This window comes from Flavobacterium sp. ZB4R12 (assembly GCF_048276375.1).
GTDB lineage: Bacteria > Bacteroidota > Bacteroidia > Flavobacteriales > Flavobacteriaceae > Flavobacterium > Flavobacterium gawalongense.
Map to the genome: position 1 here is coordinate 22,677 of NZ_JBLNKS010000017.1, position 26,051 is coordinate 48,727.

A 26,051-nucleotide genomic window follows, 5' to 3' on the forward strand; every position below is an offset into this window, starting at 1 on the left:
TACTATTTTATTCTTTTTTTTCTATTCTAAAACCTACTTCTGTAATTCCATCTAAAACCGTTACACCAGGAACTTTTCCAGTTTCTCTAACGGCTTGTTTTATATGGACTTTGTATTTTCCTCTGAACTTTACATTTTCTTTGTAATACAGTTTGCTTTCTTTTATATCCGAAAATCCATCACCTAATAGCGTTCCGTCCGGATCTGCCATTTGGTATTCGAGAGTGTCCACTTTTGTAAAACCATTTGGTAATTCCAAGGCCACAATCAGAAATAGATTGTTGTACTGATAATTGTTATTAGCTCTCAAATTAACAAATAGATTGTATCGTTTTGTGGAGTCTAATTCTGGTAAATTGAAAGTTACAATGCTGTCTTTATGCCAAGCGCTTCCGACAGATTTATATTCATCAAAGACTCTTTTTTTATCACATGAAGAAAAGAGGATTACAACCAAAAGAAGTAAAGCGCTATTTTTTATCCACATTTTTAGTAATAATTATAGGTTTTCTCGGCTCCGCTGGCTTTTTGTCATTTGGAGTCTGACGGTTATTGTTATTTGTAGGTTTGTTGTTGTTTGCTACAATTGCATTTTCACCGGCAGGTTTGCGTTTTTTATTCTGTTTTTTCTTTGGTTTTGGCTGGTCAAAACGAGTCAAACTTTCCTGACCCATTGCATTATTGAAGTTTTTCTCCGGTTCTACAACAATTTCTATGGCAAAATCTTCCAGTGAAGAGACTTTGTTTTTTAATTTGTTTTCAGCAACAATTTCTTTGACCTGTTCAATTTTTAAAACATGCCAATTAGCAAAATTATTGGTATAAGCAAACCACATTAGCCCTTTGAAAATATCTTGTTTTTGGCAAATGGCATCTCCTTTTTCAGTCACCAATTTTGTTTCGAAATCTGGAAAATCTTTCAAGGCATCCATGTAAGTATCCAACTCATAGTTCAAGCAGCATTTTAATTTTCCGCATTGTCCCGCTAGTTTTTGTGGATTTAAAGATAATTGTTGGTAACGTGCCGCTGAGGTGTTTACACTTCTGAAATCCGTTAACCAGGTTGAACAGCATAATTCTCTTCCGCAAGAGCCAATACCGCCTAAACGAGCAGCTTCCTGACGGAAACCAACTTGCTTCATTTCGATTCTGGTACTGAATTCTTTAGCAAAATCTTTAATTAAAGCACGAAAGTCAATACGGTCATTTGCCGTGTAATAGAACGTAGCTTTTGATCCGTCACCTTGAAATTCGATATCGGAAATCTTCATTTCCAGTTTTTGAGCAATTGCTAATTCACGTGCCCGTACCTTCATAGGTTCTTCTTTGTCTCTAGCTGCGGACCAAATATCGATATCTTTTTGGGATGCTTTTCTATAGATTTTAGGAACATCATTGCTTAAATGATTTACTCCTTTTTTCTTCATTTGAATTTTTACCAATTCGCCTGTCAAAGTAACAATTCCTATGTCGTGTCCTGGTGAAGCAACCGTAGCTACAATGTCTCCCATGCTTAAAGTCAACTTTTCAGTATTGCGGTAAAACTCTTTTCTTCCGTTTTTGAAACGTACTTCAACACAGTCAAAAGGAGCTTCGCCATTAGGCAAACTCATGTTGGAAAGCCAATCGAAAACCGTTAATTTATTGCAGCTATCGGTGCCGCAAGTCCCATTATTTTTACAACCCTTAGGTGCGCCACCATCAGAAGTTGAACAACTTGTACATGCCATAATCTTATATGTAGTGTTGTGACTGGCACAACTTAAGTTCTTAAAACGTTTAATGTGTAAAGATAGTATTTTTTAGTTTTAAGTAGCAACGCATAAAAGCACCAATAAATCATAAATTTTTAATAAAAAAACCCATTACAATTTGTTTTGTAATGAGTTTTTTTATAAGATTTTATCCTAATTTTTAATCTAAAATTTTATACAATTTATCAGATAATCGGATTCGGAATGGCAGTTTAAAAGTACAGGTGTCTCCAGAAACTGCTTTTTCTTGAGCCAAATCGTTAACCAGCATTTCTTCGATTACTAATTTTTGTTCTCCAGTTGTGGAGCCTTTTATTAGAACCGTATCCCCAATTTTGATTTCGTTTTCTTCAATTAAAAACTGTCCAATACTTGGTTTTGGAAAGAAATGCGTTCCTTTTCCAATATAAATTTTCTTAACTTTTGGTTCTTTTTTGATTGCAGTTTTTGGTTTGTCCGCAACAAAAACACTATGGGTTTCTTCATTGTTCTTGAAAGTCAAAACGTCTGATTTTCCTTTTTTGAAAATCTTATTTCCGTTTTTAATCCCTCTGCGAATGGCTTTTTGCTCTTCTTCCGGCAAATGAATTACACGCACACATTCTTGAGAACAACACCCTTCCATAGCCGTTGCACATTCTTCACATTGGATAAAAAGCAAATGACATCCTTCGTTCACACAATTCGTATGTATGTCACAAGGTGCTCCGCATTGATGGCATTGGGAAACGATATCGTCTGTAATTCTTTCGCCTAGACGATGATCAAATACAAAGTTTTTACCGATGAATTTACTTTCCAATCCTTCGGCTTTTACCTGGCGCGTGTATTCTATAATTCCGCCTTCGAGTTGGTATACATTTTCAAAACCTTTGTGTTTGAAGTAAGCGCTGGCTTTCTCGCAACGAATTCCTCCGGTGCAATACATCAAGAGTTTTTTGTCCTGTTTATGTTCGGCTAATTGCTCTTCAATAATCGGTAATGATTCTCGAAAAGTATCAACATCTGGTTTTATAGCTTTGGTAAAATGACCAATTTCACTTTCGTAATGATTTCGCATATCGACCACAATCGTGTTTGGGTCTTCTAAAAGTTCATTGAATTCCTTCGCTTTTAGATGAATTCCTATATTGGTTACATCAAAAGTTTCGTCAACTAAACCATCGGCCACAATCTTATCACGAACTTTTACGGTGAGTTTTAAAAACGAATGATCGTTATGTTCTACAGCAATATTCAAGCGAATGCCTTTCATGAAATCATAGACTTCAATTGAATCTTTGAAGGCGTAGAAATTATCGGCTGGAAGTGACAATTGGGCGTTGATTCCTTCGTGGGCAACGTAGATTCGGCCAAGAACTTCAAGGGAGTTCCAAGCCAGGAATAATTCGTTACGAAATTGTGTCGGATCTGAAATTTGCGCATAAGCATAGAAAGACAACGTAAGACGTTGTTTTCCGGCATCATCAATCATGATGGCTCTTTCTTCTGCGCTTAATGTGTTATACAGTTGCATGCTATAAACAGTTTTAAGTTGAGAAATTTATTTTCGATAAAATATTCAAGTCAATTTTCTTGAACGGTGCAAAAGTAAGGATTAATTTGGAAATGAAATAATTTCCTAATCCCAAATGCCTAGCCCCGATAAAAGTGGAAATCCCATCTCGTTTTTTTAACGAGATGGATTGAAACGGATAGCGGGAAATTGCTCCAAACAAAAATTTGGATAAGCTTAAAGACAGTATTTTTTATCTTATAAAGTGCTCTAATGTTTTTAGCATATTTGTTTGACTGTGGATGTATTTCTTTTTTTTCTGGTTAAGCGGGTAGTTTCGAGATAATATGTTAAAATCGATTGCGACAATTGAATATAATTCACTAACTTTCATGTGTATAAGTAGATTATTTTTCGGTTTGTTGAGGTTAATGATTGTTAAATTTAATGCCATTTTTATTATGAAAATTTCTTTTGAAAAAAAAATATTACTGGGATTTATTATCAATTTACTAGTTGTCATTGCTTCAGGGTGGGTTTTCATTTCCAGATTTAATAAGCAAAGAGATGAGGCAATGGATTCATTGCTAAATTGGATAGAACTTTCATTGTTTGTTCTTTCTATTGTTTTACTGACCATTGTCTATTTTATTATTAAAGCGCAATTGCGAGCTAAAAACATCTCCCAAAACTTACTTTTGGAAAACAAACAATTGCTTCAATCTATCATTGATAACACTTCCAATCCTATATTCATTAAAAAAATAAACGGGGAATATGTATTGATTAATAAACAATTTGAATCTTTATTTCAAATCTCGAATGAAGAAATAATAGGGAAAACTGATCATGATTTTTTACCAAAAGAAGTGGCTGATGGTTATCGAAATTCTGATCTTGAAGTGGCAAAAGCATTAAAGGAATTAAAAATGGAAGAAACTATTCAACAGCCGGATGGTCCCCATACCTATATTGCAGTTAAATTTCCACTATATGATTCAACAGGGAGAATTTATGCTATTGGAGGAATTTCCACAGATATCTCAGAAAGGAAAAAATTAGAAGAGTCTTTCAAAGTAACAGATAAATTTTTTAATATGTCTTCGGACATGATGATTATTGGAACGAAAGAAAAATTTGGTAAAGTTAACCCTGCTGTTATTAGAATTTTGGGGTATTCTGAGGCGGAGTTGTTGAGTAAGCCCTATACTTTTTTTGTACATCATGAAGACTTAGAAATCACAAAAAGAGAAGTTGGTAAACTTCAAAAGGGTGCTTTAATGATTCAGTTTAAAAATAGATTTGTTTGTAAAGACGGATCAATAAAATGGCTTGTATGGTCCATTTCCCCTGAACTTTCAACGGGATTATTATATGCTGTTGCACGGGATGTTACAGCGCAAAAAAAAACGGAAGACTCTTTGGTCATTGCCGATAAATTTTTCAATATGTCCAATAACTTGCTTGTTGTTGCAAAAGGGGAGTATTTTATAAAAATAAATCCGGCTTTTACCAAAACACTTGGCTACACTCAAGAGGATATGAATACCATAAAATTTATGGAATTAACGCATCCCGATGACAAAAACATAGCTGACGAAGTGTTGGCTAAACTTCTAAGGGGGGATGCAATTGTAAATTTTGAAGATCGTGTTCGTTGTAAAGATGGCACTTACAAATGGCTGGACTGGCATAGCACTATTGATGTACAACAAGGCGTATTGTATTCTGTTGCACGTGATATTACCGAAAAAGTTAAAAATGAACAATCCTTAAAAATAGTCAACAATTTTTTTGAGATGTCATTTGATGCTTTTTTTGTTGAAAAAGAAAAGAAAATCATAAAAATTAACCCTGCTTTCACTAAAATTTTGGGTTATAATCAAAATGATTTAGAGAAAATGTCACTTTTAGACCTGATGCATCCAGATTATATAAAAATTGTCAGTGAAAGGAGAGCAAAACGGTTGAAAGGAGAGGAGGTAGAGGCAGATGTTATGTTTCCAATATTATGCAAAGATGGTTCCTACAAATGGACTGAATCAGTGGTGTCAACGGATGTTAAAGAAGGAATGATATATGCCGTTTTACGTGACATCACCCAAAAAAGGCTTGATGAAGAATTGTTAAATAATTATACTCAGAAATTAAAAGATAACGAACAGCAAATACAAACCATTTTTGATGGTGCTCCTGATCCGGTTATCGTAATTGATAGTGAAAGCAATGTTTTAAGATGGAATCCAAAGGCAGAATCTGTTTTTGGATGGAAAATTGCCGAAATTATTGGGAAACCCCTTTTTGAATTCATTGTTCCTACACGATACCGGGAATTACATAAGACAGGTATGGAGCATTTTTTAACATCTGGAATCGGGCCTATCTTAAATAAACCGTATGAAATAGAAGCGGTCAATAAAGAGGGAGCGGAATTTCCAGTATCTCTCAGTGTTTCACCTGTCAAAATGGGAGAAAAATATTTCTTTATTGGTTTTGTAAGGGATATTACTGAAAGTAAACAAGCCATTAACGAATTGTATGAAAATGAAGAAACGTTACGGTTGATTATAGAGAATATAGGTGAGGGTGTTGTCGTTGCAAATGCAGATAAAGAAATAGTAATGGCCAACTATATGGCCAATGAAATTTTCGGGATTGAAGAGGATAGTAAAATATCACTTAATTTATCGGATCATTTTGAGTTGTATTTTCCGGATGAAAAGACTGTTTTCCCCTCCCAAAACTTACCGATGGAACGTGCGCTGGGTGGCGAAGAAACAAATGATGTTGATATTGTACTTTGGAATCCAGTTGCACAGGAAAAGAAACGTGTTCTTATTAGCGGAAGACCATTAATTGATCAAAATGATAAAGTAATAGCTGCTGTGGTGACTATAAAAGACATCAGCAAATACAAAAAAATGGAAGAAGAATTAAAAGAAACAGAATTGAAGTACAGACAGTTAATAGGTTTTAGAAAAGGGGGCGATACAGTCATTTGATTTTTTTATAAAGGAATCTGATTGCTTGGATGCGTTCAAGTAATGATAGAAATAGAAATCCTTTATTTTTTTCTTTAGAATCAATAAAGATTAGATCGCTATACTTTTATAATGGGAGTTCAGTTAATTCCTGTTGAATTAATAACATTCGGTCAGGTGCCTTTAGCAACTGCTGAAAAAAGCAACAATCGTACATTAATAGATGTTGAATTTAATACCATAAAATCATGAAAATTTCTTTTGAAAAAAAAATATTCCTAGGGTTTATTATCAATTTATTTGCTGTAATTGCTTTGTCATGGGTTTTTGTTTTACTATTTGATAGACAAAGAGAACTAACTTTAGATAAAAAATTGAATTGGATAGCACTGTCATTGTTTGTTCTTTCCATTATTTTATTCTCTTTCGTTTATTATATTATTCGCGCCCAACTTCATGTTAAAAATGCATTCCAAAACCTCCTTTTTGAAGATAAGCAACTGCTTGAGTCTGTTTTTGATAACACTTCTAATCCCATCTTTATTAAAAAAATAAATGGAGAATATTTATTGATTAATAAACAGTGCGAGTCTTTATTTCAAATCTCGAGTGAAGAAATAAAAGGCAAAACAGATCATGATTTTTTACCTAAAAAACTAGCAGATGCTTACCGGAATTCAGATCTTGAAGTCGTAAAAGCACTAAGAGAATTAAAGACAGAAGAAACCATTCATCTGCCGGATGGTTCACATACCTATATTGCAATTAAATTCCCGTTGTATGATTTAGCAGGAAGAATTTATGCCATTGGAGGGATTTCTACAGATATCACCGAAAGGAAAAAATTGGAGGAAACATTCAAAGCAGCCGACAAATTATTTTATATGTCCTTAGATATCATGGTTATTATGTCGGAGGATAAATTTGTAAAAATTAATCCGGCATTGAGTAATTTATTGGGTTATTCCGAGGAGGAATTATTAAGTCAACCATTTCTCACTTATGTACACCCGAAGGATCATGTAATCACACAAAAAGAAATTGTTAAACTTCAAATGGGTATTTTAACAATAAAATTTGAAAACAGATGGATTTGTAAAGATGGATCAATTAAATCCCTTGTTTGGTCAGCCTCCCCTGATCTTTCAACCGGACTGATATATGCTGTTGCACATGATGTTACGTTGCAAAAAGAAATTGAAAGCTCTTTAGTTGTTGCACAGAAATTTTTTAATATGTCCTATGACATGCTTGTCGTTTCAAAAGGGGAGTATTTTGAAAAAGTAAATCCAGCCTTCACAAGAAATCTTGGCTACGATCAAAAGGATATGGACGGCAAACCATTTTTATCTATTGCCCATCCTGATGACGCCAATGCTTATATTGATGCCATTAATAAGTTGAAAAAAGGAGAGTCCATGGTCAATCACAGGGCTCGCGCACGTTGTAAAGACGGATCATATAAATGGTTGGATTGGTCCAGTACTATTGATATTCAAACGGGAATAATGTATGCGGTGGCTCGTGATGTTACTGAAATAGTTGAAAATGAAGGATCCTTAAAAATGTCAGAGAAATTTTTCAATATGTCCTATGACATCCTTGTTGTTGCAAAAGGGGAGTATTTTGAAAAAGTAAATCCAGCCTTCACAAGAAATCTTGGCTACGATCAAAAGGATATGGACGGCAAACCATTTTTATCTATTGCCCATCCTGATGACGCTAATGCTTATATTGATGCGATTAATAAATTGAAAAAAGGCGAATCCATGGTCAATCACAGAGCCCGCGCACGTTGCAAAGACGAATCCTATAAATGGTTGGATTGGTCCAGTACTGTTGATATTAAAACGGGAATAATGTATGCGGTGGCTCGTGATGTTACTGAAATAGTTGAAAATGAAGGATCCTTAAAAATGTCAGAGAAATTTTTTAATATGTCCTATGACATGCTTGTCGTTGCAAAAGGCGAGTATTTTGAAAAAGTAAATCCAGCCTTCACAAGAAATCTTGGCTACGATCAAAAGGACATGGACGGCAAACCATTTTTATCTATTGCCCATCCTGATGACGCTAATGCTTATATTGATGCGATTAATAAATTGAAAAAAGGCGAATCCATGGTCAATCACAAGGCTCGCGCACGTTGCAAAGATGAATCCTATAAATGGTTGGATTGGTCCAGTACTGTTGATATTAAAACGGGAATAATGTATGCGGTGGCTCGTGATGTTACTGAAATAGTTGAAAATGAAGGATCCTTAAAAATGGCAGACAAGTTTTTTAACTTGGCATTTGACATCCTTACGGTTGCAAAAGAGGAGCATTTCATTAAAATCAATCCGGCTTTTACCAAAACACTGGGTTATGATGAAAAAGATTTGGATAAAATAAAATTTACCGACTTAACACATCCTGATGATAAGGGTGTTGCCAATGAGATGTTTGCAAAACTTTTAGAGGGAGAACCGGTTGTGAATTTCAGAGACCGTGTACTTTGTAAAGATGGAACATACAAATGGTTGGATTGGCATAGTAATTTCGATTTACAGCATGGCGTATTGTATTCCGTTGTGCGAGATATTTCGGAACAGATTAAATTAGAAGAAGAACAGCAAACGGTAACAAAGGAACTGTATGAAAATGAGGAAAAATTACGATTGATTTTAGAGAATTTAAGTGAAGGGGTTATTGTTGCCAATGCAGATAAAAAAATAGTATTGGTTAATGATATGGCCAATGAATTTTTTGGAATTAGAGAGGATGATAAAATATCACCTAATATAATAGACCATTTTGAAATATATTACCCAGATGAAAAAACTATTTTTCCCTCCCAAAACTTACCTATGGATCGCGCGTTGAAAGGAGAGTCAACAGATGACATTGATGTGGTGCTTTTGGATCCGGCTACAAAGGAAAAGAAGCGGATTCTTATTAGCGGGAGACCATTGGCTGATCAAAATAATAATGTAATTGCATTTGTTCTTACTATAAAAGACATCAGCAAATACAAACAATTAGAGGCAGAATTAAAAGAAACGGAATCAAAGTACAGACAATTAATAGGTTTTAAAAAGGCTGACGATAAAGAAGTTTGATTCTTTTTTTAAGAAGCCCGATTGCGTGGATACATAATCCACATCGCTCGGATATGTTTACGTAATGATACAATGGAAATCCTTTGTTTTTTCTTTAGAAACAATAAAGATTAGGGTCACTATACTTTTATTCTAATGGAAATTCAGTGGATTTCATTTGAAATATAAAGCAGGAAATCAAAGATTCAGCGAAGCTAAATGGCTTTAGATGATGAAAGCTAAATGGCTTTAAATAGAAAAACCACGACCTAAGCGACAGCGAACTGACGAAGCAATGGACGTGGTTTTTCTTTTTTATTGAATTAACAATATTCGTTGAAAGCATCTTTCAGGTTTTCAGCAATCAATTCTGCCGGGCGGCCCTCAATGTGGTGACGCTCTAACATGTGAACCAATTCACCATCTTTAAACAAAGCGATGCTTGGCGATGATGGAGGAAAAGGAAACATAAATCCTCTTGCTGCATCAACAGCTTCTTTATCTACACCTGCAAAAACGGTTACTAAATAGTCTGGTTTTTTAGCATTATCCAAACTCATTTTTGCTCCCGGACGTGCGTTTCTTGCAGCACAACCACAGACAGAATTTACAACCACAAGTGTTGTTCCTTCAGCTTTTATTGCGTTTTCAACTGCTTCAGTTGTATGTAATTCTTGAAAACCTGCGTCAGATAACTCAGCACGCATTGGTTTTACCATTTCTTCTGGATACATGTTTTTTATTTTAAAATTTATAATCTCAAGTTGCAAAGTTACAAAGTTTAAAACCAACATGTTTATCTGAACTATAAAGTTTTGTTATAGTTTGATTGTTATTTTATTTTTCTGAAAGCCACATGCAGTAACGCTTGAATAAAAGGTGTTTTTGGGCATTTTAGAATGACTTGAATGTCTTCTAAAAGAGAAGTTTCTTCGTCCAAGAATTTGAAAATTAGTTTTGGACTTCCTTTTTTGAATAATGAAGAAAAAATAGTGGAGCCGATTTCGTTTTTTCGGTCCAAAATATCTAAAAGTAACAAATCGTAAAACCAGAATTTGGTTGTTTTATGGAATTTTTTGAAGTCAGTTTCGGTTTGAAGAAATAAAACTAATTCAGTTGATTTTTTATCGGAATATTTGAAAGTATAACCTGTACTTGCTTTAGTCCAACCACCTGAAGTACCAATATTTATTACGTTTTTAGTGTTCGCTTCCCAAAAAGGATAACAGGTCATTGGAATACTTCCCTGTTCTTTTTCGATAATTTCGTAATTGGTAATACCTAGATTTTGAATGTATTTTTGGATTTCGGTTTCGTATTCCTGTCTCTGAAGTAGATTTTTAGAAAACAAGGTGTATTCAATTAAAGCCTCTGTTTTGGAAGTAGGTAAAACATACATAAAACGGGTATTGCCTCTTTGCTCCACCGAAAAATCCATGAACGTTGCTTGTTCGGGATTAAAAACAGGCTGTTCACTTTTGATAAACCAACCAATAAAATGTTGTTGTAAAACCGGATATTCCGTTTGACTTTCCGCTTTTTGTTTATTGTAAATACTATTGAGAAGTTTGGAGCAGGAAAAGCTTTCAGTATCGGTTTGTATCAGAATCAGATTTTCCGATTCTTCGATTTCGATTACTTTCTGACTGAAGAAAGTGATGTTTTTTTGTTTCGAAATCAAATCAAATACTAGGTTGTAAAAATCCAACCCTTTCACCATATTGTATCGATACGGTTTTAAATCCAAGCCCCGACGAAAATTTTCATCAGCAAAAAGAGCTGAATTCCATTTTTTGTGGATGATCGTTTCCCAAGTTCCGTTTGATTCTTCCCAAAAACACCAAGTCCTGTCGTTTGTTTTTTTTGGATTTTCATCCAATAACAGCATACTTTTATCATTGAATTTGCCAGATTGTACCATTTTATAGACGGTCATCAAAGCCGATAAACCTGAGCCGGTAAAAATGTAATCGAAGTGTTTCATGTTAATTTCAGGAAATTCTTCTCAAAAGTAACCAATTATTCCATTTTCTCAAGGATAGAAACAAGAGCTTTTGCATTTAGAAAAGAATGTTTTTGAAACAATATCGAAAAATCAGAGGCAAGAATGGTAATTGTTGGATAAACTACTTCGCGGTCAATTGTTGCTAATGCTGTAGCCAATTCATGGATTCCGGTGTTTTGTCCTTTTGGTTTGAATTTGAAAGTATGATTATTGAAAGTAATCTCTTTTTTGCTTTCGGCATCTAATGAAATGAAGTAAAAATTATTATTTAAAAGCGTAATTATTTCTGGATTTCTAAAAGTGGAATTCTCCATCATCTTGCAGTATTTGCACCACGAAGTATGAATAAGAACTACAATAGGTTTTGGATTTTCTTTAGATAATTTTTCCACTTCTTCAAAGGAATAGGTTTTCAATTGGGCAAAACCGGATGGAATTGCCCAAAAGAAAATCAATAGTATAAAAAAGCGTTTCTTCATTATTTTAAAGTATAACGCAATCCAAAAAAGCTGCGAATTCCTTGATTTGGTCCATAAACATAGCCTGGATCAAAGGTTAAAGCATACGGATTATCAGGTGTTGCCTGAACATTCCCATTGGTGTCAAATTGTACATTTTTATCGAAAGGATCATCTGCTCTGGCAATGATAAACGGATTGCCTTTATTTGGCGTCCAATTCAGTAAATTTTTTATTCCAAGATAGATTTCGAAATTTTTGAGTTTATTATAAGTAAACTGAATGTTTTGTATACTCCATGTTGGAGAATATTCCTTTCTTGGATCTAACGCGCCCAAAAGGGGTAAACGCATAGGTCCATATACATTTCCGGTATAATCAATATCCAAAAATAATTTAGGTAATCTATAAGAAATAGCCCAAGTTCCCGTGAATTTCTCGGTAAGCATTTGACGTGTTCTAATGTTATTTTCTGTTTTGGATACATCCATAAAGGTTGCGCCAAGAATCATTTTTAGTCCATTATTGAAAACCATGTCAATGTTGGTGCTTATTCCTTTGGTAACAGCGTGTCCGTTTAAGTTTTTATAAATAATCTGGTTCGGATTGCTATCATAATCAGGAATAATAGAATTCGTGAAATACGTGTACCAAGCTGTAGTTTCCCAGCCGATGAAGTTTCCGTTTTTAGTGTAGATTTTCTTTAAATAATTTAGATTGGCATTATACGAACGTTCCGGTTTCAATTCTTCAAGAACAATTACATCACGCGAACCTGTTAAAGCGGCATGCTCTTCGGTAAAAAGATTGACAATTCTAAACCCAGTTCCCGTGTTAAATCGCAATATGTTGTTGTCGTTCACTTTCCATTTGTAAGCCAAACGCGGCGTGAAAATAGATCCGTGATTGTTGTTGTAATCGTAACGCGCGCCTAATAAAAGTTTGTGCTTTTCAGCCAAATTGATTTCGTCCTGAACAAAAACACTAGGAATCCAATTAACGTCTGCCTTGGTTGTAGCTGTAGTATTGTCATCATAATATTGATAGCGAATGGCAGTTCCAAAAAGCAAATCGTGATTGTTTAATTTTTTATCCCAAGTCAGTTGTCCAAAACCAATGCGTTGTTTCGCTAAATAAGGAATGTTCCCATAAACTGAATTTTGGTCATGATCCGTATAAGAAAAGGAAAACAACATTTTTTCAGAAACCGGAAGTTCATAAGCACCTAATAATTCCCAGCGTTTGGTATAAATGCTTTCTCCATAGACTTCATCTCCACCACGGTATTTTTTCTCCCATTGCATTTCACCACCCCATCGGTCTTCATAGAAAAAACGTCCTGCCATTGAAAATAGTTTGTTGCTTTTTCTGTTGAAATTCCACTTTTGGAAAACGGAAATTCGGTCTTGTAAAGTCACATCGGTAAAATTATCATGGTTGTTATCAATCGGGTTGCTGTAATTGAAATAATTGATACCAGTTAATACCGAAGCACTTTTTCCTACATTGGCTTTAAAGCCTAAATCAATATTGGCTTCGCCCCAACTAGTCGAAAATGCATCGGCTGAAAAAATAGCTGCATTTTTAGGGTCTTTAGTGATAATATTGATTAACCCGCCCACGGCTTCACTTCCGTATAAAGAGGATGCAGGACCTTTCACAATCTCTATTCGCTCCAATAATGAATTGGGGATTCCCGATAATCCATAAACTGTCGAAAGCCCGCTAACAATGGGCATTCCGTCAATTAAAACCAAGGTATAAGGGCCTTCCAGTCCGTTAATGTGAATGTCACCCGTGTTGCAAACATTACAATTCAATTGCGGTCGAACGCCATTTACGTTTTGTAAGGCTTCGAAAATATTTGCTGTTGGATTTTTTTTGAAAAATGTGGGTTTGTAAACTTCCACAGGAACGGGACTTTCCAGACGACTTACGGGTTTTAATGTTCCAGTTACAACCACTTCATCCAGCGTATTGTTTTCTTTTAAATCAAAATCTAAAATGATATCAATAGAGTCAATAACTGTAATGGTTTTTCTTTGGGATTTAAAACCAGTATAAGAAACCACCATTTCATAATTTCCAGAGATGATATTTTTAATGCTATAAGAGCCGTCCTCATTACTTATAGTTGCATTTTTAGTGTTTTTCAACACAATGTTAGCTTGTTGCAAAGGCATGTCCTGGGAGGTAATTTTTCCTTTTATGGTGGATTGTGCAAATGAAATAGTATTGATTAGAATACAAAAAAAGAGAATTATATTTTTCACGATTATAATTTTAGACAAACTTAAATTTAATATTTAGGCAAAGCTAAAAATTATATTTCAGAAAACAAATTTTTTAATTACTTTAGCATCAATAATTTAATTCAATCATGGACAAATCACTTGAAGAAGTAAACCAATCGGTTGCTACGCAAAACAAAACATTAAAAATAAGTAGAAACCCCAATGTTAAACCCAGCAGTATTTGCTGGCGGATTTCCTAAAATATCACGTTGTTTTTGAAAGCGGTAATTTAATCTGAAAACAGTTTGTGATGTTGGGCGAAAACTTATCGCAGGCATTACACTCCAAATATCTTCTCCGATATTTCCGCCCATTTCATTAAAAGTTCCCACGTTCCAATCCACATATTCCAATCGACAAGCAATGTTTAATACAGCGTTTTTCCAACCTAAAATATTTTTTGTCAATAACGGTTGAACAATATCTATAAACCCACCGAATTGTTTGTTGCCAAATTGTTGACCATAGGTGCTCGGAACATCTATTTTAATCCATGCCAATTCAGAGGTTATAAAAGTTTTGATTTTAGGAAGCGTGGTGTTAAAATCTAATGCGAAAACATCAACACGTCTTTTTTCGTCTATTATTACCCCATCATCTTGGAATTTATTGTAAACACCTCCCATATAGGATAGTCCTAATTCTCCAATTCTACTGTTTCGAATAGCAATTTTACCTGTAAATAAAGGTAATCCGCTATTTATTTCTTCAAAACGTTCCGGATTGTTTTTGGCAGCTGGCAGAAAAGTTTTGTTCTCTGTATTTTCAATTATCGAATTGTCGAAACTTCCTGAGAAATAAGCTTCATATCCAATCATCCAATTGTTCGAGTATTTTTTTCCAAAAAGCCCAACTCCAGCATTACTAAAAGTACTCGGCAGCATCTGTGTGGACGAAATAGGTCTATCCGTAAATTCCCATTTTGGACCATCGTGATTCTGATTGAAAGCCCCAATAGGGTTCATGATTATTCCTCCTCTAAAATTAACCAAGGGATGAAATTCCACATCGACAGAGGCGAACTCTATGGCGATTTCTTTTCCGCCATCTTCAAATTCGATTTCGCTTAAAAATTTCACACGTTTGCTGATTGCCGATGACATAAATATGGTTAATCGTCTGGCCTGAAGTTGATGTCCTTCGGAAACGCCATCGGTGGAAAGGCGTTGCCAATTGGCTTCCAGATAACCTCCAACGGCTATGGGTGTTTTTCCAATATTTAAAAAAGGACGATTGTAAACCGCATCCATGTTTAATGCTTGTTTTGTACTGTCTTTTTGGGTTCTTTTTAGTAAACTGGAGTCTATTTGTGCATAGAAATTTAAGGAAAACAAAAATGTTATATAGAGGAATTTTAATCTCATTTTAATGATATTTTAAGGGTATTGTTATCTATTTTAATTGGAAAATTTCGTAAATTTCTGTCAGCTGGGCCGTTTTCTACATTTCCTTTGTTGCTAAATTCACTTCCATGTGCTGCGCATTGTAATTTGTCTCCAAAAACCTGCAATTCGGTTCCTTGATGTGTACATTGCATTAATAAGGCGCTATAATTATTGGCACCAAATCGATAGACACAAATAGGATATTTCAGTTTTTCGTTTTGTATGATTACGTATTTTTTATATTCGATTGTCTCCTTGTTTTTGATTTCAAAATCAGTTAATGGGACTAAAATATCAGAACCGATTATCTCTTTTGCCAAAATCTGAGAGGAACTGCAGCTTTGTAAAAAGGTAAGGGTTGAGAGTCCTGCCAAACAACCAAAACCACACGTTTTTAGAAATTTTTTTCTATCCATAATTACAATGATTTTATAAATTTCAGCAATGCTTCTTTGTCTGGTTGGGAAAGATTTTGAAAGTTAGATTTGCTTTTGCTTGCTTCACCGCCATGCATTAAAATAGCCTCTTCAATACTTCTTGCTCTGCCATCATGCATTAGAAAATAGCTTCCTCCTTGTGCGTCTTGAGAAAGTCCTATTCCCCACAATGGTGGCGTTTTCCATTCATGGGTTTTCGCATTTCCTTCGGTATAGCCATCGTCTAAACCGCTTCCCATATCGTGTAATAACAAATCGGTATAAGGAGCAAATGTTTTATTTGAAAGGGCTTTAATAGGTGAGTAGCCTGTTTTTAATTCAGATTTGTGACATCCTGTACAATTGATTTGGTTAAAAACAGCTGCTCCTTTATTAACCACTGCGTCACTTTGATTGCGTTGTATAGGAGCCTTTAATGTTTGTAGGTAAAAAACAACGTCGTTTACGGTGCTAGTTGTAATTTCGGGGTCAATTTCCAAATTGGTATAAGCATCAATAGGTCTGAATATGGATGTTATTCCCATATCTTGATTGTATGCGTTTGCCGTTTGATGTAATAAACTATGAGCTGCTGCTTTTTTGCCATAACGACCAATGTATTTTCCGTTTTGAGAAATAGCATTTGATGATGGCATTACAAAATCAGGGATGTCTATCCAGTTTGGAACACCAGATATTCCATCACCATCACTATCATTAGGATCTGTCATTGCCATAATATCAGCATCTGTAACAAATTGTAAAAACCCCAAACCTGTATTTGCGGGTGGGGTAAACTTAGCAAAAGTAGCCCCGGCAGGGATTTGTTCCGGTAAGAATCCCGGTAATCCTCTGTTTTGTAATTGTGGACCTCCTTGGTTTAAGAATAAATTTCCGGTTTCATCAATTTGCCCAAAACGGGTAAGTGTAGTGGAGGGATGTCCTTTACCATCACCGGCATGACAACTAATACAGCTTGTTGAAACAAATGTAGGGCCAAGTCCTGTTTCTCGGGTAAAAACCTCATTGAACGCCGCATCGCCTTTTAAGAAACGTGCTAGCTCTTCGTGGGAAAGCCCTTCTACAGTTCCATCTAAAACTTCATCATCAGCAGGAATTTCGGTATAGTTTTCATCGCATGATATAAATAACAGGATTAAGAGTATTGGTATAACTCCAAAGAGGACACGAATAATTTTCATTTGTATAAATTAAAATTTAGGCAAATCTAAAACTTATATTTCGCAAAACAAATTTTTTAATTACATTTGCTTTAATAATTTAATTTCAACCATGGGAAAATCTTTAGAAGAAGTTCACGAATCAGTAGCGGCTCACAACAAAACATCAGTATTCAGAAAAATATTAGCTTTTTCCGGGCCTGCTTATTTGATCAGCGTGGGCTATATGGATCCGGGAAATTGGGCAACCGATATTGCAGGCGGCAGTCAGTTTGGCTACGCTTTGATTTGGGTTTTATTGATGAGTAATATTATGGCTTTGTTGCTACAAAGTTTAAGTGCCCGACTTGGAATTGTTACCCAACGTGATTTGGCGCAAGCCTCACGCGAAACGTATCCTAAATTCATCAATTATATTCTTTATTTCCTTGCCGAAATTGCTATTGCTGCCTGTGATTTGGCCGAAGTTTTAGGAATGGCAATCGGGATTAATCTATTGTTTGATATTCCATTAATCGAAGGGGTGCTGATTACGGTTTTAGACACTTTTTTATTATTGTTTCTAATCAACAAAGGCATCCGAAAAATGGAGGCTTTCATCATTGTATTGGTTGGAATCATTGGGTTTTCATTCATTTTTGAAATGATATTCGCCCAGCCTGAATTGGATAAGGTGATTTATGGTTTGATTCCTTCACTGCCCGGAGAGGCCGCTTTATATATCGCCATCGGAATTATAGGGGCAACGGTAATGCCTCACAATTTATATTTGCACTCTGCCTTGGTGCAAACCAGAAAATTAGACAGAAGCAAGGCGGGGATTAAGGAAGCGTTGAAATATAATTTCATTGATTCTACCATTGCTTTGAACTTAGCCTTTTTAGTAAATGCGGCCATTTTAATATTGGCGGCAGCCACATTTTATAAAAGCGGTATGTTTAATGTATCGGAGATTCAAGATGCGCATAAATTTCTGGAGCCGCTTTTGGGGAGCAAATGGGCACCAATATTATTTGCGGTGGCTTTGATTGCCGCAGGGCAAAGTTCCACCATTACCGGGACACTGGCCGGGCAAATTGTTATGGAAGGCTATCTGAATTTACGCATCCAGCCCTGGATTCGAAGAATCATCACCCGACTTATAGCTATCGTTCCGGCAGTCATTGTGATTTCAATTTTTGGCGAAGGCGTTACGGGTAAATTACTGATATTGAGTCAGGTGATTTTGAGTTTGCAATTGGGTTTTGCCATTATTCCGTTGATTCATTTTGTGAGCGATAAATCAAAAATGAAAGGTTTTCACATCGGCAGACCCACACGGATTTTTGCATGGCTTATCGCATTAATTATTGTTTCGCTTAACTCCAAATTGGTTTTTGACGAAATAAACGGATGGCTCGAAACCTCTGAAAATCCAATACTATTATGGTTAACGGTTGTTCCGTTAGCCATAGGTTTCCTGATTTTGTTGCTTTATATTGTATTTAATCCTTTTGTTACAAAATCGAAAATAGATATTTATAACCATTCGCCACATAATTTAAAACTGCAATTTTCTAAATCAGGATGTTATGACAAAAAGAATATTGCCGTTACTGTAGATTTTTCCAGCGCAGATGAAATCGCTTTAAATAGTGCTTTTGAATTAGGCGGAACAGATGCAAAATATACCTTAATTCACGTGGAAGAAACGGTTGGAGCCATGATTTATGGTGAAAATGTTGATGATCACGAAACTTTAATAGACGAAAAATTATTAGAAGAATACCGAGAAATGCTAACGGAGAAAGGATATAAAATTACCACAAAATTAGGTTTTGGAAAACCCAATAAAGTCATCCCTCAAATGATTAATGAAGGGAAATTTGATGTTTTAGTAATGGGAACGCATGGGCATACGGATTTCAAAGATTTAATCTTTGGAACTACCGTTGATAAAGTGCGACGCAAAATATCGATTCCGTTATTTATTGTGAAAAATTGAATATTGTATTAAGTATATTGCATCAAGTATTAAGATATTTGTAATATGATATAAATTTGTGAAAGTTTATGGTGTGATGCTGAATTTATCAAAGTACATGTCATAAATCTGCAATCTAAAATCTGCAATCTAAAATCTAAAATCCCAATGACATTTTCAGAAGAGAACTATCTTAAAGCTATTTATCATTTAACAATTTTGTCTGATTCCGAAGTCAGCACGAACGCCATTGCCGAAATGATGGAGACCAAAGCGTCCTCCGTAACCGATATGCTGAAAAAATTAGCCGAAAAAGATCTGGTGAATTATAAAAAATACCAGGGCGTTTCATTGACCGAAAACGGAAAGTTAGCTGCTAAAATGATTGTGCGAAAACACCGTTTATGGGAAGTTTTTTTAGTGGAGAAATTAGACTTTTCCTGGGATGAGGTACACGATGTTGCGGAACAATTGGAGCATATTAAATCCGAAAAACTCATTAATAAACTGGATGATTTTCTAGGCAATCCAACCGAAGATCCGCATGGTGATCCCATTCCGGATGCAAATGGGCGAATCGTTAAAGTTGAAAAGCAATTGCTTTCGGAATTACACGAAAATCAAGCAGGAATATGTGTTGGCGTACAAGACACTTCATCAGAATTTCTAAAATATTTAGACAAACAAGGGATTGCACTGGGTTCTAAAATTGAAGTAATTAGTAAGGAAAGTTTCGATTTGTCCTTAAAAATAAAAGTTGACAGTAAGGATTTGACGATTTCAAATAAAATCGCAAGCAATCTCTTTGTGAAGTTAACGTAATAATTTTGGCCTTATCTTTGAATCAATTATTTACATAAAGATTGGGTATGTAAAGTAAGCCTGGTTCCAACAGTAATTATAGTTGTATTTTTACTGCAACAAAATGCAATAATTACGGCATTTCTTAAATGGACTTAAATTCCTTATATGGTGAAAAATATAAACCATATAAGGAATTTAAGTCCATTTAAGTTTAAAAAAAGAGTACAGTAAATTCTATGTTTAATTGGATAGTATCGTTCTGTTTTTTATCCCTTTTTAAAACCAATTAATTTTCGATATTTCTGTTCGCTTTCCTCTAAAGCCACCTCAAGTTCTTTGTAATAGGTAATGTCTTTTATATTTGCAACTGCGGCTATAATATAGTTGTTTTCATCTATTATTGGTCTACCGCTAATGATAACCCGTTTTTTGGCTTTAGTTTCTGAATCTTCAATTATTATTTCAACGTCATCGGTTGATTCTCCTTTTAATGCTTTTTCCAACGGAAGGTTCTGGGCAGGAAAAATGGTTTGTTCGTCAGGATAATATAAATCATATTTAGTTGACCAATCAAGAGTAGTGGGGTGTTCGGTATCTTGCTTTATTCCTATAATTTCTTCCGCCATGTGATTGGATAAAACAATTCTTTTCTGGCTATCGGTAACAATAATTCCCTCTCCAATATTTTCCAGAATTAATTTCAATTTTAATTCATTAAGATGCACTAATTTGTCTGCTTCTTTTTTTTCATTTTCCATTTTTTTTCTTAATGATATATCTTTGATAAAAGCAATGAAGATATACTTACCTAAAATAGTAGCTGGAGACACTGTCAGCTCAATATCAAATTCTTCATTTTTTTTATTAAGGGCCGTGATTTCTATTGTTTTATTAATAATAGGTCCTTCACCTGTTATAAGGAAATTTTTGAAACCTTTAGTATGATTCTCTCTATACTGTTCAGGAATAATTAAATCACGCATAGGTTTTCCTATAGCCTCCACTAATGACCATCCGAATGTTTTTTCGGCTTGTGGATTCCATCTAATAATGATTCCCTCATCATTTATCACAATTAAGGCATCTGGTGCCTCATTAAATATGGTTTGCAATTGGCCTTCGCTTTCTTTTAATTTTTGTTCGGCCGCTTTCCGTTCAGTTATATCTCTCATAATAGATTTATGTCCGGTTATCCTATTCCCTTCTCTTAATTGCATTACCGTTTGTTCAACCCATTTTTCTTCTCTGGCTTTGGTAATGATGGGAAATGAAAATAATGTTTCATCTATTTTATTTTTAAATTGATTTAAATAGAACTCGGCCACACGGTCTCTCCACTCTGGAGCAACGATTTCTGAAAAATGTTTTCCTATAATTTCATTTTGTATGTAACCCGTTAGTTTTTTACATGCAGGATTGATGTAGGTAAAATAACCTTTGTAATCCGAAGTATGGACTACATCGCTGATGTTTTCCACTATTTCACGATATTTTTCTTCGCTTTTGCGAAGTGTTTCTATGGCTTCTGCCAATTGGGCTGTACGTTCTGTTACTTTTCGTTCCAGTTCTTCATTTAGTTTTTTAATCTCGTTTTCTGAATTTTTTCGTTCCGTGATGTCATGAATAACTAGAACCCCACCAGTTATTCCACCAGCTAAATTTTTTAAAGGTCTGGCAGTTACAATTACAGAAAGACCTTCGGGTTTTTTGTAATTTTGGATAAATATTTCCATATTGTCCACTTCTTCACCATTTAATGCTTTTACTAAAGGAAGTTCATTAGTATTAAAAATTGCTCTGGTATCGGGCATAAAGAAGCCATAGGTTTCAGCCCATCTGTCTATAGGAATATCCATAGGTCCAATTCCAATTATTCTTTCGCCGGCAGCATTCCAGAGTATGAATTTTCTATTCTCATCAGCAACGATCAGTCCATCACCCATATTTTGTATAACCGATTGTAAAAGTGTATTTTGTTTGTTCAATTGTTCTTTGGATTGTGCCACTTCATTGTCTCTTTTTTCAATATTTTCCAGCATATCATTAAGCCCTAAGGAAAGGATGCTGATTTCATCTTTTCCTTCAATAACCATACGGGTTTTATAATCACCTGTATCCTTTATCTGTTGTATTACTGTCACCAAGTTCAGCAAGGGTTTTGAGATGTATTTTTTAATAATCATGGCAATTAAAAAAGCGAGTCCGATTCCGACAATTAATAATACTATTCCCAGACGCAAAACAGCCATTTTTATTTTATTCAATTCCGATAGTTCAAATCGGATACAAACTAATCCTATCGTTTTATTATCTTTTATGATTTTGTTGTAAACAAAAAGATTTTCATTGGTAAACAGGAAACTTTTTTGATCCATCGCAGGTACAGAAAAGCGATATTTAGGATTGGAGCCCGGTTTTGTATAGGATGCAAAAACAGTTCCTTTTTTGTCCAGAATAGTTGCATTTAAAATGTCATTTTGTACTGTTAATTCTGATAGAATTTTTTTTGCTGCAACATTGTCCAAAAACTCAAGAGCAGAAACACTATTAAAACCGACTACTTGCGCAATGGCAATTGAACTGACCACTTTCCGGTCTTTGAATCCTTTAATGTCTATTAGTACAAAAGCTGTAATACAAAGCCCTAATACAAATGCAGAGGTAAAAACCTGCATTAGCACCAGCTTGTTTTTAATGGAGATGTTACGTAGATTCATCATTTGTTTGTTGTTTTTCAATATTAAAAATAGTACTTCGCATACTAAAAACACTGTCGCTGCACTTTCTCTCAAGTCTTCTTCTCTTCACTCGAATTCATACACAAATGGAACGATGAAAATTTGTAATTTGATACAACTATTGCACAATAATTGCATGTTGCAGCAAGAATGAACTGATTCCAATTCCGGATTTATTTATTGCTTTTAGATTTACTTCAAATTTTAATTTATTTTCAACCATAACAAAATTCATATGCGATCCTTTCTTTCCGTAGCCATTTTGTTCTGTTACAATCAATACGGGCTTGCCGGAAAATTTTGAAAGAATTGTTTCAATTGGAATGGTACAATCGTAAGGGACAAACAGGATATTACAAAAACCTGTCTCGTTCAAATTTTTATACTCCTTTATTTCCATTTTTTTGTTTTTAGTCATATTCAGCAATGAGGAAGTAATTGGGCTTTCTTCCAGAATAGCGATCTTAAAAGTTTTGTTTTTAGAGTAATCTTTCCAATAAACATAATCTACAAAACGAATAAGAAAAGCAGCTTTTAATTCATACTCTTCCATCTTGATTTTCTTCTGAGCTGCTATTGGATTTCCTCCCATCAGTATGATGATCCCTGCCAAAAATAATATGTGATTTTTAATTGCCATTATCTTTTATTTTTAATGAAGTTTTGCCGTGATTTGAAATAATTAATGCTGTTTTATTTTTAAAAATTCTGATTTTAGAATTTATAATTTAATGACAAACTGAACAAGGTTCCTAATTGACTAAAGTGGAATCCTTGGTAGGTCGTTTGATAATAACGGCCATTGAATGTAATCAAGTTAAATTCTGATTTTACTTGAGCAGGATTATTCAAAATGGCAGCTCCAACTGCGTTTTCGGCTTTAAATTTCCATTCAGGCAATACATTTAATAAATTATTCACATTAAGTGCCAGTATTAATTTATCAGTTGCAGCGAAATCTATTCCTAAATCAGTAACTATTTTTGGCGTAAACTCAGTTCTTAAATTTGAATCTAAACCTTGCTGTTTGAAAGTAGCTTTTCCAAAATAAGTGTTGTTAATAGTTAAGTCAAATTTTCTAATTCTGTAATTTGCTCCCAAAATCCATTTTGTTTCGGGTCTTGATGTAAACATTAAAGCGTCTAATGTTGTTCCAAAATTATCACTTGCAACCGGTGAAATTCTTTTATTTTCAAAAGTTACGTTTCCTGACAAATTGAATCCTAATTCTCCGGTTCCTAATTCTATAGTCCTGTAATTAATGACTACATCTAGGCCTGAGGTTCTCGAATCGAATGAATTTTCAAACCAGGCAACGCTGCCAAATTGTGTGGCTACTTTATCTCCCAAGATAATTCTGTCTTTTACTTTAATGTTATAATAGTCTATAGTGAAGTTAAAGTTTTTTAGAGGTTTCACACCTATTCCCACAGTTATGTTGGTTGATTTTTCAGCGTCTAATCGAGGGATGCCTAATTGGCGTGCCTGTAGTGAAACATTGTTTATAATACCATTAACTTGGATTCCCTGTCCTGGAGAAAATGAATATTGTGATTTTTGGGTGTAAATTTGGTGTAATGTCGGCGCTCTAAATCCAGTGGAAACAGACCCCCTTAAGGTAATTTTATCGTCAGAAAATTTATATCTAGAACTTAATTTCCAAACCGTTGCCCCACCAAAATCACTATAATCCTCATAACGAACCGTACCGTTTACTAAGAAATCTTTAGTAAAATCATAAGCTAAATCAAAGTATCCGCCTAAATTATAACGATTCCATTTTCCTGAATTCTCGGGTCTATTACCGGCAAATGAATCGGCACCAAATCCATCCCAAGATGCTTTGTCTCCTTCAATCACTTCAAAAGTTTCTGTTCTAATTTCAGAACCAAAACCGACACTTATTTTATCAGATAATACTTTAGAAATATCTAAGTTACCCACAATATGGTTAAACGCTTCTCCCCCTGGTTTAAAAAATATTGGACTGTTCTCTTGATAGACATTAACCCCATTAGAATCTTTTATGTCTGATCTGTTATGTGAGTTTTCTACCGTATAGGTTTGCGTATTACCACCTACAGTTATGCTGGCATCAGTATTCCATCCATTCCTTATAAATTTATAACCCAAGGAAGCATTGTAATCGTTCAAATCTCCTATAAATGTCGGGTGATACCCTTTGTAAGACGCAACTGTTCCGTCTCCAAAGAAGTCTAATAAGTAGGGAAGATCGTTTAAAGTAATGCCTCCTCCATAGCCCCAGTATGGTGTTCTATAATTGGCGAAAGAATTTACTTTTTTATAGACATAAGCGGCATTATAATACAATTGCGTATCAGCTGATAAATCAGACCCACCGTTTATCAAAAATTTTGCAGCAGCAGTTTCTGGAGATCCATTGATGGTTTGGGCATCTGGATATTTTGCAAGAAAAGATTTAACATCTGCTAAGGTGTTAACACCAGAGATAGTCCCCCCGAAGTCAGCAAAATCTCCATCTAAATCAACTTTTCCGGGTCTATCGGCCAAGTTCACTTTTGAAAAATCTAAAGTATAATTTACAAATCCTTTTTCTCCCACAGTTGAACCATTGTTCAAACTCACACCTAGCATTTCGCCATCACCTTCAGCCGTAATGCCTGTTTTTACAGTTATGGAGCCATTATCTGTTCTCTTTTTTAAAATAATATTTATTACCCCAGCTATCGCATCAGAACCGTACTGGGGCGATGCGCCATCCCGCAGAATCTCTACTCTTTCGATAGCGTCAATTGGTATTGCAGAAATATCAGCACCTGTTTCTCCTTGGCCTGGAGACGTTTGAACATAAAGTAAGGAACTTAAGTTTTTCCGTTTTCCGTTGATAAGTATTAAGGTTCTACTGGGCCCCATATTTCTAATTTCGTATGGGTCAAGTAATGAAGTCGCATCATTTACAGGAGTTTGAGCCGTGTTAAAGGATGGAATTCTGTACTGTAATGCTTTGTCAAAAGTTGATTGTCCGGTTGAAGTCAGGTCTTCAGCTGATAATATATCGATAGGAAGTGTAGTCGTGGTATTGCTTCTGGGCGTAGCTCTTGTTCCGGTAACCACAACTTCGCTGAGACTTTGTCCACCTTCTTCGGATAAAACAACATTTAGAATGGGATCAGTTGTGTCGTATTCTTGCTTAGGAAAATTAAAATAACTAAAGACTAAAGTTGCTCCCTCTTTAACATTAATCTGGTATGCCCCATTGATATCTGTAGAAACACTGTTATTTGTTCCTTTTTCGGTGATGTTAACACCTGACAAAGCAACTCCGGCGTTATCTATTACAAAACCAGAAATTTCTTTTTGAGCAAATAGAAACGTGACGTTTAGCATAAATAATAATAAAGCAAGCTTTTTCATAATTAGTTGATATCGGTTTTTTTGATTTGAAATCAATTGCAACATCATAATTGTAAAAAAATGTCCATTTAACGGCTTAACACATTAGTGAAAAAGTAGCC

The 26,051-nt window shown here is 34.9% G+C and carries 17 protein-coding genes; 4 read left to right on the top strand and 13 right to left on the bottom strand.

The features are described 5' to 3' along the window. Positions 1–7: 7 nt before the first annotated feature. The 3 genes from ACNO7W_RS13085 to ACNO7W_RS13095 all read right to left on the bottom strand — a co-directional run bounded on the left by ACNO7W_RS13085 (position 8) and on the right by ACNO7W_RS13095 (position 3,270). A complete protein-coding gene (locus ACNO7W_RS13085) occupies positions 8–487 on the bottom strand; it encodes a gliding motility lipoprotein GldH (protein WP_143388004.1) in 480 nt (159 codons plus the stop codon). Then, positions 471–1,730, bottom strand: a complete 1,260-nt coding sequence (locus ACNO7W_RS13090; RefSeq protein ID WP_417938471.1) for a PSP1 domain-containing protein — start codon at positions 1,728–1,730, stop codon at positions 471–473. Before ACNO7W_RS13090 ends, ACNO7W_RS13085 begins: the two co-directional genes overlap by 17 nt. A gap of 184 nt (positions 1,731–1,914) precedes the next feature. After that, the gene (locus ACNO7W_RS13095; RefSeq protein ID WP_417938472.1) at positions 1,915–3,270 is read right to left on the bottom strand and encodes a rhodanese-related sulfurtransferase; all 1,356 of its coding nucleotides are present in this window, start codon (positions 3,268–3,270) and stop codon (positions 1,915–1,917) included. Positions 3,271–3,710: 440 nt separating this feature from the next. Here ACNO7W_RS13095 and ACNO7W_RS13100 point away from each other — a divergent pair, with 440 nt between their 5' ends. Then, positions 3,711–6,251: a PAS domain-containing protein gene (locus ACNO7W_RS13100; RefSeq protein ID WP_417938473.1), complete on the top strand. Its 2,541-nt coding sequence runs from the start codon at positions 3,711–3,713 to the stop codon at positions 6,249–6,251. 227 nt (positions 6,252–6,478) lie between these two features. After that, positions 6,479–9,331 (top strand): PAS domain S-box protein, encoded by a 2,853-nt coding sequence (locus tag ACNO7W_RS13105; protein ID WP_417938474.1) that lies wholly within the window; start codon positions 6,479–6,481, stop codon positions 9,329–9,331. A 302-nt stretch (positions 9,332–9,633) separates the two neighbouring features. Here ACNO7W_RS13105 and ACNO7W_RS13110 read toward each other — a convergent pair whose 3' ends face one another. The 7 genes from ACNO7W_RS13110 to ACNO7W_RS13140 form a co-directional block, all read right to left on the bottom strand. Beyond that, the gene (locus tag ACNO7W_RS13110; RefSeq protein WP_143387998.1) at positions 9,634–10,044 is read right to left on the bottom strand and encodes a BrxA/BrxB family bacilliredoxin; all 411 of its coding nucleotides are present in this window, start codon (positions 10,042–10,044) and stop codon (positions 9,634–9,636) included. Positions 10,045–10,142: 98 nt separating this feature from the next. Next, positions 10,143–11,294, bottom strand: a complete 1,152-nt coding sequence (locus tag ACNO7W_RS13115) for a lycopene cyclase family protein (protein ID WP_417938475.1) — start codon at positions 11,292–11,294, stop codon at positions 10,143–10,145. 35 nt (positions 11,295–11,329) lie between these two features. Further along, a complete protein-coding gene (locus ACNO7W_RS13120; protein ID WP_143387996.1) occupies positions 11,330–11,794 on the bottom strand; it encodes a thioredoxin family protein in 465 nt (154 codons plus the stop codon). Continuing rightward, positions 11,794–14,046 carry a TonB-dependent receptor gene (locus tag ACNO7W_RS13125; protein WP_417938477.1) on the bottom strand — a complete coding sequence of 751 codons (2,253 nt, stop codon included), beginning with the start codon at positions 14,044–14,046 and terminating at the stop codon, positions 11,794–11,796. The genes ACNO7W_RS13120 and ACNO7W_RS13125 overlap by 1 nt, the downstream gene beginning before the upstream one ends. A gap of 161 nt (positions 14,047–14,207) precedes the next feature. After that, positions 14,208–15,431, bottom strand: a complete 1,224-nt coding sequence (locus tag ACNO7W_RS13130; RefSeq protein WP_417938478.1) for a hypothetical protein — start codon at positions 15,429–15,431, stop codon at positions 14,208–14,210. After that, entirely contained in the window at positions 15,428–15,868 is a 441-nt protein-coding gene (locus ACNO7W_RS13135; protein ID WP_143387993.1) for a ubiquinol-cytochrome c reductase iron-sulfur subunit, read from the bottom strand. Before ACNO7W_RS13135 ends, ACNO7W_RS13130 begins: the two co-directional genes overlap by 4 nt. Before the next feature lie 2 nt (positions 15,869–15,870). After that, positions 15,871–17,070, bottom strand: coding sequence for a di-heme oxidoredictase family protein (locus ACNO7W_RS13140; protein ID WP_417938479.1), 1,200 nt, complete (start codon positions 17,068–17,070; stop codon positions 15,871–15,873). Between the two features lie 91 nt (positions 17,071–17,161). Here ACNO7W_RS13140 and ACNO7W_RS13145 point away from each other — a divergent pair, with 91 nt between their 5' ends. Together ACNO7W_RS13145 and ACNO7W_RS13150 are read left to right on the top strand one after the other, a co-directional pair. Next, a complete protein-coding gene (locus tag ACNO7W_RS13145) occupies positions 17,162–19,033 on the top strand; it encodes an Nramp family divalent metal transporter (protein ID WP_417938480.1) in 1,872 nt (623 codons plus the stop codon). Between the two features lie 147 nt (positions 19,034–19,180). Beyond that, on the top strand, positions 19,181–19,834 hold the full coding sequence (locus ACNO7W_RS13150) for a metal-dependent transcriptional regulator (RefSeq protein ID WP_417938481.1): 654 nt from the start codon (positions 19,181–19,183) through the stop codon (positions 19,832–19,834). A gap of 248 nt (positions 19,835–20,082) precedes the next feature. Here ACNO7W_RS13150 and ACNO7W_RS13155 read toward each other — a convergent pair whose 3' ends face one another. The 3 genes from ACNO7W_RS13155 to ACNO7W_RS13165 all read right to left on the bottom strand — a co-directional run bounded on the left by ACNO7W_RS13155 (position 20,083) and on the right by ACNO7W_RS13165 (position 25,950). Further along, complete coding sequence (locus tag ACNO7W_RS13155; protein WP_417938482.1) at positions 20,083–22,536, bottom strand: PAS domain S-box protein; 2,454 nt, start codon at positions 22,534–22,536, stop codon at positions 20,083–20,085. Between the two features lie 136 nt (positions 22,537–22,672). Further along, the gene (locus ACNO7W_RS13160) at positions 22,673–23,194 is read right to left on the bottom strand and encodes a YfiR family protein (protein WP_417938483.1); all 522 of its coding nucleotides are present in this window, start codon (positions 23,192–23,194) and stop codon (positions 22,673–22,675) included. A 74-nt stretch (positions 23,195–23,268) separates the two neighbouring features. Further along, positions 23,269–25,950, bottom strand: a complete 2,682-nt coding sequence (locus ACNO7W_RS13165; protein WP_417938484.1) for a TonB-dependent receptor — start codon at positions 25,948–25,950, stop codon at positions 23,269–23,271. Between the last annotated feature and the right edge of the window lie 101 nt (positions 25,951–26,051).

Coding starts and splice junctions, on each gene's coding strand:
- ACNO7W_RS13100 (WP_417938473.1), top strand. CDS start 3,711: ATGAAAATTTCTTTTGAAAAAAAAATATTACTGGGATTTATTATCAAT.
- ACNO7W_RS13165 (WP_417938484.1), bottom strand. CDS start 25,950: ATGAAAAAGCTTGCTTTATTATTATTTATGCTAAACGTCACGTTTCTA.
- ACNO7W_RS13085 (WP_143388004.1), bottom strand. CDS start 487: ATGTGGATAAAAAATAGCGCTTTACTTCTTTTGGTTGTAATCCTCTTT.
- ACNO7W_RS13105 (WP_417938474.1), top strand. CDS start 6,479: ATGAAAATTTCTTTTGAAAAAAAAATATTCCTAGGGTTTATTATCAAT.
- ACNO7W_RS13120 (WP_143387996.1), bottom strand. CDS start 11,794: ATGAAGAAACGCTTTTTTATACTATTGATTTTCTTTTGGGCAATTCCA.
- ACNO7W_RS13130 (WP_417938478.1), bottom strand. CDS start 15,431: ATGAGATTAAAATTCCTCTATATAACATTTTTGTTTTCCTTAAATTTC.
- ACNO7W_RS13150 (WP_417938481.1), top strand. CDS start 19,181: ATGACATTTTCAGAAGAGAACTATCTTAAAGCTATTTATCATTTAACA.
- ACNO7W_RS13155 (WP_417938482.1), bottom strand. CDS start 22,536: ATGATGAATCTACGTAACATCTCCATTAAAAACAAGCTGGTGCTAATG.
- ACNO7W_RS13145 (WP_417938480.1), top strand. CDS start 17,162: ATGGGAAAATCTTTAGAAGAAGTTCACGAATCAGTAGCGGCTCACAAC.
- ACNO7W_RS13140 (WP_417938479.1), bottom strand. CDS start 17,070: ATGAAAATTATTCGTGTCCTCTTTGGAGTTATACCAATACTCTTAATC.
- ACNO7W_RS13115 (WP_417938475.1), bottom strand. CDS start 11,294: ATGAAACACTTCGATTACATTTTTACCGGCTCAGGTTTATCGGCTTTG.
- ACNO7W_RS13095 (WP_417938472.1), bottom strand. CDS start 3,270: ATGCAACTGTATAACACATTAAGCGCAGAAGAAAGAGCCATCATGATT.
- ACNO7W_RS13110 (WP_143387998.1), bottom strand. CDS start 10,044: ATGTATCCAGAAGAAATGGTAAAACCAATGCGTGCTGAGTTATCTGAC.
- ACNO7W_RS13090 (WP_417938471.1), bottom strand. CDS start 1,730: ATGGCATGTACAAGTTGTTCAACTTCTGATGGTGGCGCACCTAAGGGT.
- ACNO7W_RS13135 (WP_143387993.1), bottom strand. CDS start 15,868: ATGGATAGAAAAAAATTTCTAAAAACGTGTGGTTTTGGTTGTTTGGCA.
- ACNO7W_RS13160 (WP_417938483.1), bottom strand. CDS start 23,194: ATGGCAATTAAAAATCACATATTATTTTTGGCAGGGATCATCATACTG.